The sequence below is a fragment of the Niveispirillum sp. genome (assembly GCF_052437035.1).
Taxonomy (GTDB): Bacteria; Pseudomonadota; Alphaproteobacteria; order Azospirillales; family Azospirillaceae; genus Niveispirillum.
On the sequence record NZ_JBQVOH010000008.1, the window covers coordinates 271,688 to 280,843 of the forward strand.

The following is a 9,156-nucleotide window of genomic DNA, read 5'->3' on the forward strand; positions in this document are numbered from 1 at the left end:
GGGTGAGAGGGTCGCCCCCTCTCACACCGCCACCACCGGCTGCCGCCGGCCAAACCGGCCCCGGACCCAGCCGATCCCCCGCTTGGCATCCTCCACCAGCATCAACAGGGCCGGCATCAGCAGCAGGACCAGAACCGTGGCCGTCCCGATGCCGAAGACGAAGGTGATGGCCATGGGCACCAGGAAGGCCGCCTGGAAATCCGTCTCCGTCAGCAGCGGGAGCAGGCCGAAGATGGTGGTCAGCGAGGTCAGCAGCACTTGGCGCAGCCGTTCCGCCGCCCCATGCACCACCGCACTGTCCACGGCTTCCCCCTCCTTGATGCGGTCATCGATGCTGCTGACCACCTGGATGCTGTCATTCACCAGCACGCCCGCCATGCCCATGATGGCGATATAGGACCAGATCGTCATATCCGCCCCCATCACCCAATGGCCGAAGATGGTGCCAGCGATGGAGAAGGGGATGATCATCAGCACCGCGAAGGGCCGGGCGAAGCTGCCCATGATCCAGGCCAGCACCAGATAGATGGCGCCCAGCGAGACGAACATGCCCATCATGAAGTCGGCCCAGAACTCCTCTTCCTGACGCGACCCGTCATTCTGGTCCTTCTTGACGCCATATTTCTCCATGATGCCGGGCAGGTGGTTCTTTTCGATGTCGCTGCGGATTTCCCCGGAATTGCCCTTCAGATGGTCCACTTCGGCAAAGATCGAGACAGTGCGCTGGCCCTTGTTGCGCAGAATACGCGACAGGCCGGGCCGTTCCGACAGTTCGACCACGTCGGCCAGCGGCACCTGCATGCCGGTGGGGGAGCGCAGCTTCAGGCTGGCCAGCAGCGCCTCCGTCTGGTCGCTTTCCGGCAGGCGGACACGCACCGTCACCTCTTCATCGCCCTTGGCAAAGCGCATGGCGATGGCACCGTCCATGGCATCACGCAGCTGCCTGCCCACATTCTCGGTGGTGAAGCCCAGGGCCTCGCCGCGCGGGGTGACCTTGACCACCAGTTCCGGCTTACCGGCCGGCAGGTTGTCGCGCGCCCCGCTGACCCCGCCATAAGTCATGATGACCTTCTTCAACTCCTCCGACGCGGCCTTCAGCACATAGGGGTCGTTATGGACCAGACGGAAGCCGAAGCCGTCGCCGCCAAACCCATCCTGTTCGGTGGAGAAGATCACCTGATCGATGCCGGGCAGCAGCTTGGTTTCCGCCTCCCACTTCTTCATGATCTCGGGCAGGCGCTGCTCGCGGTCATCGGCGACAGAGAATTCGACCTTCATGGAGCCGATATAATCGCCCACCTGTTCGGGCAGGTTATTGCCCGTGGTGACGCCCAGCTTGCCGAACGTCATCTTCACGATCTCGCCCCGCTTCAGGCCATAGGCGGCTTCCACGCGGTAAAGGGCGGCTTCCGCCTCGTCGATCTGTTTGGCCACCACCTCACGCGGGGTGCCGGGGCTGAACAGCAGGTTCAGCTGCGCCTGGTTGCCTTCCGGCTGTGGGAAGAAGGCGAACTTCACATGGCCGCCGGCCTGCAACCCGATGGCCAGCGCCATGATGGTCAGGGCCGACGCCACCGTGATGCCGCGATTATGCGTGGCCCAGGCGATGGCCTGCGTGAAAGGCCCATCACGGAAGCTGATGAATTTCGCATCGAACGCCACCCGCAGCTTCGACGGCGGGGAGTTGCGGCCCTTCTCCAGCGCGTGACGCATATGCGACGGCAGCATCAGGAAACAACCCAACAGCGAGGCGATGATCACGGCGATGGAGATGGCGGGCAGCGGCATCACATATTGACCTGTCGTCCCGCTCATCATCAGCATGGGGCCGAAGGCGGCGATGGTGGTGATGGCGGCGGCCGTGACGGGCCAGAACATGCGCTGGGCGGCGCGTTCCACGGCCTTGGCCGGCTCCATGCCCTTATCCATCAGGGTCTGGCCATGTTCGGCCACCACGATGGCATCGTCACAGATGATGCCCGTCATCATGATCAGGGCGAACAGGCTCATTACATTGATGCTTTGCCCGATCAGCACCATGATGGCGAAGGTGACCAGGAAGCTGACCAGGATATCGATGGCGATCCAGAAGGTCACCCAGGGCCGCAGGAACACCACCAGCACGGCCATGACCAGCACCATGCCGCCCACGGCATTGTCCATCAGCATGCCGATACGGTCTTCCAGCGCGTCGGAATTGCGGTCATAGCTTTCGACCGTCACGCCCGGCGGCAGGGTCGGGCGCAGCTTTTCCAGATAGGCATCCACCCGCTCGGTGATGGCGATCAAATTGCCATTCTTGGAGGTCTGGAGCGAGAGGTTGATGGCGGGGTTGCCATTGCGCCGGCCCGTCACGCCCCGGTCGTCAAAGGCATCGCTGACCTGGGCCACCTGCCCCATGGTCACGCGCCGGCCCTGCTCGTCGGTGCGCAGCGTCAATCCGGCGACACCGGCGGCATCCTCCTGCCGGCCCATGGACCGCATCTGCTTTTCGATATTGCCCGACAGGGTACCCGACGGCACATCGGTCGATGCCTGGGCCAGACGCTGGGCAATCGACCCCAGGGTGGTGTCCAGGCGCTGCAGCTCCGCCGCCGGCACCTCCACCCAGATCTCGGCACTACGCAGGCCGGACATATAGACACGGTCCACGCCCTGCGCCGTCACTCCGTCACGCACCTGCTTGGCCAGCGCGCGCAGCGCCGGTTCCGGCAGCGGGCCGGAGATGGCCAGTTCCATCAACTCATCGGTGATGGTGAAGCGGTTGATCACCGGGCGTTCGGCGCTCTGCGGCAGGGTGGTGATATTGTTGATGGCGCTTTCGACCTCCGACAGTGCCTTGGCCATGTCGGTGCCATGCTTGAAGTTGATGAACAGTTCACCGATGCCTTCACGCGACCGGCCCGTCACCTCATCAACGCCTTCCAGGAAGCGCACTTCGCGTTCCATGGCCTCGATGATGGACCGGTCGATATCGTCGGCGGACGCGCCCTGCCAGGCCGTGCCGACATAGATGCCCGGCACGTCAAAGTCCGGTTCCATCTGCCGTTCCAGCTTGGCCAAGGCCCAGAAGCCGGCGATCATCATCATGATCATCAGGATATTGGCCGCCACCTTGTGGCGGATGAAGGTGCGGATCAGGCCGGCGCTGTTCATTCGCTCTTCTCCCCGGCGCCAGCCTTATCCTGGGTGTCCTTGGGCGGGTTGGTGGCGACCTGGGCGCCGGGGGCCGGCGTCTCCCGGACCGCTACCTTCAGGCCGGGTCCGATTTCCTGGAACCGGGTGGTCACCACCTTGGCGCCGTCGCTCAACCCCTTGTCGATGAACACGGCATCGCTGGTGCGCGCCACGACATGCACCTTGGTGCTTTCCAGCCGGCTTTCGGCATTGGCGATATAGACGGTGTCATTGCCATGCACCGCCGTGACGGGCAGGCGATGGACCGCGACATAGGCGCGGTCGGGCAATGCCACCTCCACAAAAGCACCGGGGCGCAGCGGCTGATCCAGGCTTTGCGCCTCCAGCCGTACGAAGATTGTGACGCCACCCGTGGCCGTGTCGATCCGGTCGATCACCCGCTCCACGGTCGCGGGATAGGTCAGGCGCTGTTCACCCAGCTTCCAGGTCACCTCCGCCCGGCGGCCCACCACACCTGCCCCATCGGCGGCCAGACGGCCATAGGCCTCGGTCGACAGGGTGACACGGGCCTCAAGCCCTTCCGTGCCCGACAGCGTGGCGACCTGATCACCTGCCGACACGCGCATGCCCATTTCCGCCTTGGTCTGGCCGACAAAGGCGTCGAACGGTGCGGTCAGTCGGGTGCGCGCCAGATCGGTTTCGGCCCGGTCCAGGGCCGCCTTCAACCGATCAATGGCCGCTTCCTGCTGGCGCACGCGCGCGGCCCCGGCCTGGGACCCGTTTTCCATGGCGGCCAGGGTCTGGCGTTCCGCCGCCAGGGCGCCTTGCGTCTGTTCCAGGCGCGCGATGGAGATGGTGCCCTTCTCATACAGGGACTGGGCGCGCTCCTGCTCCCGCTCCTTCAAGCCCAACTGCTGACGGGCCAGTTCGGCGCGCGACTTCTCCGCCGCTGCCGTGGCGCGCAGCTCGTCCAGCCGAGCCTTGGCCTCGGCCAGCTGGGCCCGCGTCTCCCGCACATTCAACTCATAGTCCCAGGGGTCGATCTCCAGCAGCGTCTCGCCGGCCTTCACCAGACCGCCATCGCGCAGGGCCGGCGACACCGCCTTGACCGTTCCGGCCACCAGGGGCCGCAGTTCCGCCGAACGCCCGGCGACCAGCGTGCCCATCAGGTTCATGTCCGGGCGGTGGTCGGCGCGTGCCACATTGACGGCATCGACAGACCAGACCCGTTCGGGCCGGTCCTCGCGCGCCACTTCCGGCTTGCTGGCCACCATCAGCGAGAAACCGCTGACACCCAGCAGCAATACGCCGCCAATGGCCACCACCCGCTTGGTGCGGGGTCCCAGGGCCGCCCATTTCGGCAGGCGCAGCCGATCCCCCCAGCCGCGCAGCGCCCAATGACGCCCCATCTGTACCGTCCCCACCTTTTCCATACCGTCCCCCGTCTGCCTGGCCATCGCCATTGATTGGATGGGCGGACTGCACCTTCCCCGGTACGGCCCCACCCCTGGGGCGCCATGATTGCAGCCGGTGTGCCAGTGACGGAAATGCCGGAAACCCTGGGTTTTCTGATGGCGCCCACCTCTGGCCGATGGCCGGGGGCACCATATTTTCGCCTTATTGGCAAATCATCGCGATTTTCGCCATGCCCGCCGCCGACACCCTCGGCGCCATTGGAAGGGGAGTTCGTTGACGACTAAATAATCTTATTATATTGTTAATGGAAAAATATAACCCTGGGAGGATTGTGCCGTGATGAAGAACTGGCCTCGCCTGTCGGCTGTTTTGTTAGCGCTAACAGTTTCCCCCGCCCTGGCACAGACGGGATCGAACCCCATCATCCGCGACACGTTCACCGCCGATCCTGCCCCCCTGGTGGTGGATGATCGGCTTTATCTCTATGTCGGGCATGACGAGGCGCAGCGCGACGAGATGTTCAACATGAAGGAATGGCTGGTCTATTCCACCACCGACATGAAGAACTGGACCGGCCATGGCCCCATCATGAAGGTGGCGGATTTCAAATGGGCCAAGAAGGATGCCTGGGCGTCACAGACCATCGAACGCCATGGCAAGTTCTGGTTCTATGCCGCCGTCGAACATGACAATACCCATCCCGGCAAGGCCATCGCCGTCGCCGTATCGGACAGCCCGACCGGCCCGTTCGTGGATGCCAAGGGATCGGCGCTGATCACCAATCAGATGACGCCCAAGGGCACCCATAGCTGGGAAGATATCGACCCGACCGTCTTCACCGATGATGACGGCACGACCTGGATCGCCTGGGGCAATCGGCAGTGCTACATCGCCAAGCTGAAGCCCAACATGATCGAGATCGACGGCCCGATCACGGAGATCACGCCACCGCATTTCGAGGAAGGCCCCTGGCTGCACAAGCGTGGTGATCTCTATTACCTGACCTATGCCTCGCTGGACCGCGCCACCCACCGGGATGAGAAAGTGTCCTATTCCACGGCCCCGTCGATCCAGGGTCCCTGGACCTATCGCGGGGAACTGACGGGATCGGGCAAGTACAGTTTCACGATCCATCCCGGCATCGCGCAGTTCAAGGGCAACTGGTACCTGTTCCTGCACAATGCCACCCTGACCATCGGCGACCTGAACGGCGCCCTGGGCCGGCGCGCCGTCACGGTGGAACATCTCCACTATAATCCCGACGGCACCATGAAGCCGGTGATCCAGACGGAAGCGGGCATCACCGCCCCGCCTGCCCGCTGAACCCATAATAATCAATCGAACAGGGAGAATGACCATGGGGCTGACCGGCACCATCCGCCGCACCGCGACAATACCGGCAACACTCACGGCGATCTTGATCGCGCTGGCCCTTCCGGCACAGGCGCAGAATGACAGGATGACGCCCATCGCCATCCCGGCACAGCCGGCAGCGATTGAACTGGGCACCGGCCCCCTGCCCGATGCCAAGGTGCCGGAATCCTGGCACAACCAATATGGCAGCCTGTTCGCCCGCAATGTCACGGTTGCCACCCTGACCCCCTTCCTGCCCGACCCGGCAAAGGCGACGGGGGCAGCGGTGGTGGTGGCGCCCGGCGGCGGCTTCCGCACCCTGTCGATGAGCAATGAGGGCTGGGACGTGGCCAAGGCCCTGGCCGACAAGGGCGTGGCTGCCTTCGTCCTGAAATACCGGCTGAACCAGACGCCCGCCGAGATGCAGGCCTTTGAACAATCGATGCGGGAGATGTTTTCCGGGGCGGCCCGCCCGGCCCGGCCCAAGCCGGATGACATGATCGCCGCCATCGCCCCACAGATCGCCGATGCCCGCGCCGCCTTCGCCCTGATCCGCCGGCGCGCCGCCGAATGGCGGGTCGACCCGGACCGGATCGGCATGGTCGGTTTTTCTGCCGGCGCCATGCTGACCATGGCCACCGCCGTGGCCGGACAGGATGCGAAACCCGCCTTCATCGGCAATATCTACGGCCCGCTGGCCGCCATGAATGTGCCCGCCGATGCCCCGCCGCTGTTCGTCGGCCTGGCCGCCGACGATCCCCTGTTCGGCAATACCGGCTTCGGCCTGATCGAGAACTGGCGGGCGGCCAAGCGGCCCGTGGAATTCCACCTGTTCGAACAGGGCGGCCATGGCTTCGGCATGTATCAGAAGGAAACCACCAGCACCGGCTGGTTCGACGCCTTCACCCGCTGGATAGCCATGCATGGCTATCTGAAGCCCAGGGGCTGACCGGCTGTTCAGAAGGGCAGCGCGCCACATTTCTCCGGCTTGAACACCCGCACCGTTGATGGCGGTGCCCCGGCCCATTTCGTCTGCGCGCGTGTGGGCCGGGGTGACAGGGTGCCGCCGCAATTGGGGCAGCGCCCCCGCAGCCGCCCTTCGGCGCAATCCCGGCACCATGTGCATTCGAAGGAGCAGATGAAGGCTCCCTCCTGGTCTGCCGGCAGATCCCTGTCACAACATTCGCAGCCCGGCCGCATATCCAGCATCGTCCCCTCCCTGATCACATGTGACAGTGAAACGGCAAACCACGCGGCGGGCAAGGCCGGGACCGGACAGGTGACGGACCTTTCCGGCCCTTCACCCCTTCGCCCCCCACCGCCTCTCCAGCCAGCGTGACAGGCGCGACAGCAGCAGCAGGATCACCAGATATTCCAGGGCCAGCAGCGTATAAAGCTCCAGCGGGCGATAGGTCTGGGTCTGCAATTCCGTGGCGCGGCGGGTCAGTTCGGCCAGCCCGATGGCGGATGCCAGCGAACTGTCCTTCACCGTATGGATGAACTGCCCCACCGTGGGCGGCAGCATGCGGCGCAACGCCTGGGGCAGTACGATGCGCCGCAGGGTCAGCCAGCGGCCCATGCCCAGCGATTGCGCCGCCTCCACTTGGCCCTTCGGCACGCCTTCGATCCCGGCCCGGAAAATCTCCGACAGGAAGGCCCCGGCATTCAGGGCCAGCGCGATCACCGCCGCCGTGAAGGGCGTCAGATCGGCGATCCAGCCCAGAAGGGCGAACCCAACCCCGTCCGGGTCCAGCCCCTGCACCAGAATGGGCAGCGCATAAAAGACCCAGAGCAGCAGCACGAACAGCGGCAGGGTCCGCATCAGCTCGACATAGGCACCGCTGACCATCCGCACGGCCCGCCAGCGGCTGCCGCGCGCGATGGCGGTCAGCAGGCCGATGACCATGGCCAGCCCCAAGGCCGCCGCCGACAGGCCCAAGGTCAGCCCGGCGCCTGCCAGCAGGAAGGACAGGTTGCCCAAACCTTCGTCCGTACGCGGGTCAACAATATGCCACCCCTCCCCGCCACAGCCCGACAGCAGCAGGAGCGGCAGAAGCAGAAGCAGGGGCAGGCCGCGTCTCACCGCGCCGTCCCCGTACCCTCGAACCAGGTTTTGAACAGCCCGTCAAAGAACCCGTCGGCCAGCCGTGCATCGACCCATTTATTGAGCCACAGCATCCATTCGCCATCGCCCGGCAGGGTCATCATGGCATTTTCCGTATCGGTGCCGGGCCGCGCCCCCTGGGTCAGCATGGTCAGCTGCGGATATTCCCGCCCGATCTTGGTCAGGAAATAGAGATTGTCGGTAAAGGCCGCCTGCGCCCGGCCCGCCAGTACCTCGGTGAAATCGATGACGGGATCGGCGACGGACAGGATGCGGGCCTGGGTGAAGACCTTCCGGGCCATAGTCTCCGGCGCCGTGCCCTGCTGCACCGAAATGGTCACGCCCGGCTGGTCCAGATCGTCCCAGCTTTTGAAGCGCTCGGCATCCCTCTTCAAGATCAGGGGAATGAAGGTTGGGCGCAGATAGGCCTTGGTGAAGGCCACGGCCTTGGCCCGTTCCGGGGTCACCGTCACGCCGGTCGCGGCGATATCATATTTGCGGGCCATCAGTCCGGCGACCAGCGTCGGCCAGGTGGCCTGCACCAGTTGCAGCTTCACGCCCAGATCGGCAGCCAGCCGTTCAGCCACCTGCACCTCATAGCCCTGAAAACCGCCCGTCTTCACATCGCGGAAGGAATAGGGGAAGTAATCCCCCGTCATGCCCACGCGCAGCACCCCCGCCTTGCGCACCTTCTCCAGAAGTGAGGCCCCCTGCGCCATGACGGGTCCGGCCAGGGCCGTGGCAAGGGCGGCAAGGAACAGGTCGCGGCGGTGAAGGCGCATGGCGGCTCCGGCATGGATGACGCCCCATGGTTGCCGCACTGCGAAACGGGGTCAACAGGGAAAGCAGGCACCCTGAAAGACAAAACCCCCGCCCGGTTTCCCGGACGGGGGAGCAGGTTGGAACTGCCCGATGAAGCTGTAGGGAGCGGTCGAAGGCCGCTCAGGCGGCGACTGCCGCCGCGCCGCATGTGCGGCGTGAAGCCAAGCCGCGGATGCGGCGCCGGCCTCTGAGGAACTCAGAACCGATTACTTGGCGGCGATGGTCACGGTGACGGTGTCGGCATAATCGCCGGCGATGTACTGGTCGGAGGCGGCGATGGTGACCTTCAGGTCGGACTTCTTGCCGAACTGCGCGGTGGCGCG

General features: G+C 64.9%; 7 protein-coding genes. 2 read left to right on the top strand and 5 right to left on the bottom strand.

Translation table 11 applies throughout. The features are described 5' to 3' along the window. Positions 1-21 precede the first annotated feature (21 nt). Both ACT6Q8_RS19610 and ACT6Q8_RS19615 read right to left on the bottom strand, forming a co-directional pair. Positions 22-3,156: an efflux RND transporter permease subunit gene (locus ACT6Q8_RS19610; protein WP_444735273.1), complete on the bottom strand. Its 3,135-nt coding sequence runs from the start codon at positions 3,154-3,156 to the stop codon at positions 22-24. Continuing rightward, positions 3,153-4,571 (bottom strand): efflux RND transporter periplasmic adaptor subunit, encoded by a 1,419-nt coding sequence (locus tag ACT6Q8_RS19615; protein WP_444735272.1) that lies wholly within the window; start codon positions 4,569-4,571, stop codon positions 3,153-3,155. The genes ACT6Q8_RS19610 and ACT6Q8_RS19615 overlap by 4 nt, the downstream gene beginning before the upstream one ends. 322 nt (positions 4,572-4,893) lie before the next feature. Here ACT6Q8_RS19615 and ACT6Q8_RS19620 point away from each other — a divergent pair, with 322 nt between their 5' ends. After that, on the top strand, positions 4,894-5,877 hold the full coding sequence (locus ACT6Q8_RS19620) for a glycoside hydrolase family 43 protein (protein ID WP_444735271.1): 984 nt from the start codon (positions 4,894-4,896) through the stop codon (positions 5,875-5,877). Positions 5,878-5,905: 28 nt separating this feature from the next. After that, positions 5,906-6,856, top strand: coding sequence for an alpha/beta hydrolase (locus ACT6Q8_RS19625; RefSeq protein WP_444735270.1), 951 nt, complete (start codon positions 5,906-5,908; stop codon positions 6,854-6,856). Between the two features lie 8 nt (positions 6,857-6,864). Here the strand turns inward: ACT6Q8_RS19625 and ACT6Q8_RS19630 are convergent, their stop codons facing one another. The 3 genes from ACT6Q8_RS19630 to ACT6Q8_RS19640 form a co-directional block, all read right to left on the bottom strand. Beyond that, positions 6,865-7,116 carry a DUF1272 domain-containing protein gene (locus tag ACT6Q8_RS19630; RefSeq protein ID WP_082371894.1) on the bottom strand — a complete coding sequence of 84 codons (252 nt, stop codon included), beginning with the start codon at positions 7,114-7,116 and terminating at the stop codon, positions 6,865-6,867. A 91-nt stretch (positions 7,117-7,207) separates the two neighbouring features. After that, positions 7,208-7,990, bottom strand: a complete 783-nt coding sequence (locus ACT6Q8_RS19635) for an amino acid ABC transporter permease (RefSeq protein ID WP_444735269.1) — start codon at positions 7,988-7,990, stop codon at positions 7,208-7,210. Then, complete coding sequence (locus tag ACT6Q8_RS19640) at positions 7,987-8,793, bottom strand: transporter substrate-binding domain-containing protein (RefSeq protein ID WP_054165694.1); 807 nt, start codon at positions 8,791-8,793, stop codon at positions 7,987-7,989. Before ACT6Q8_RS19640 ends, ACT6Q8_RS19635 begins: the two co-directional genes overlap by 4 nt. Positions 8,794-9,156: the final 363 nt, after the last annotated feature.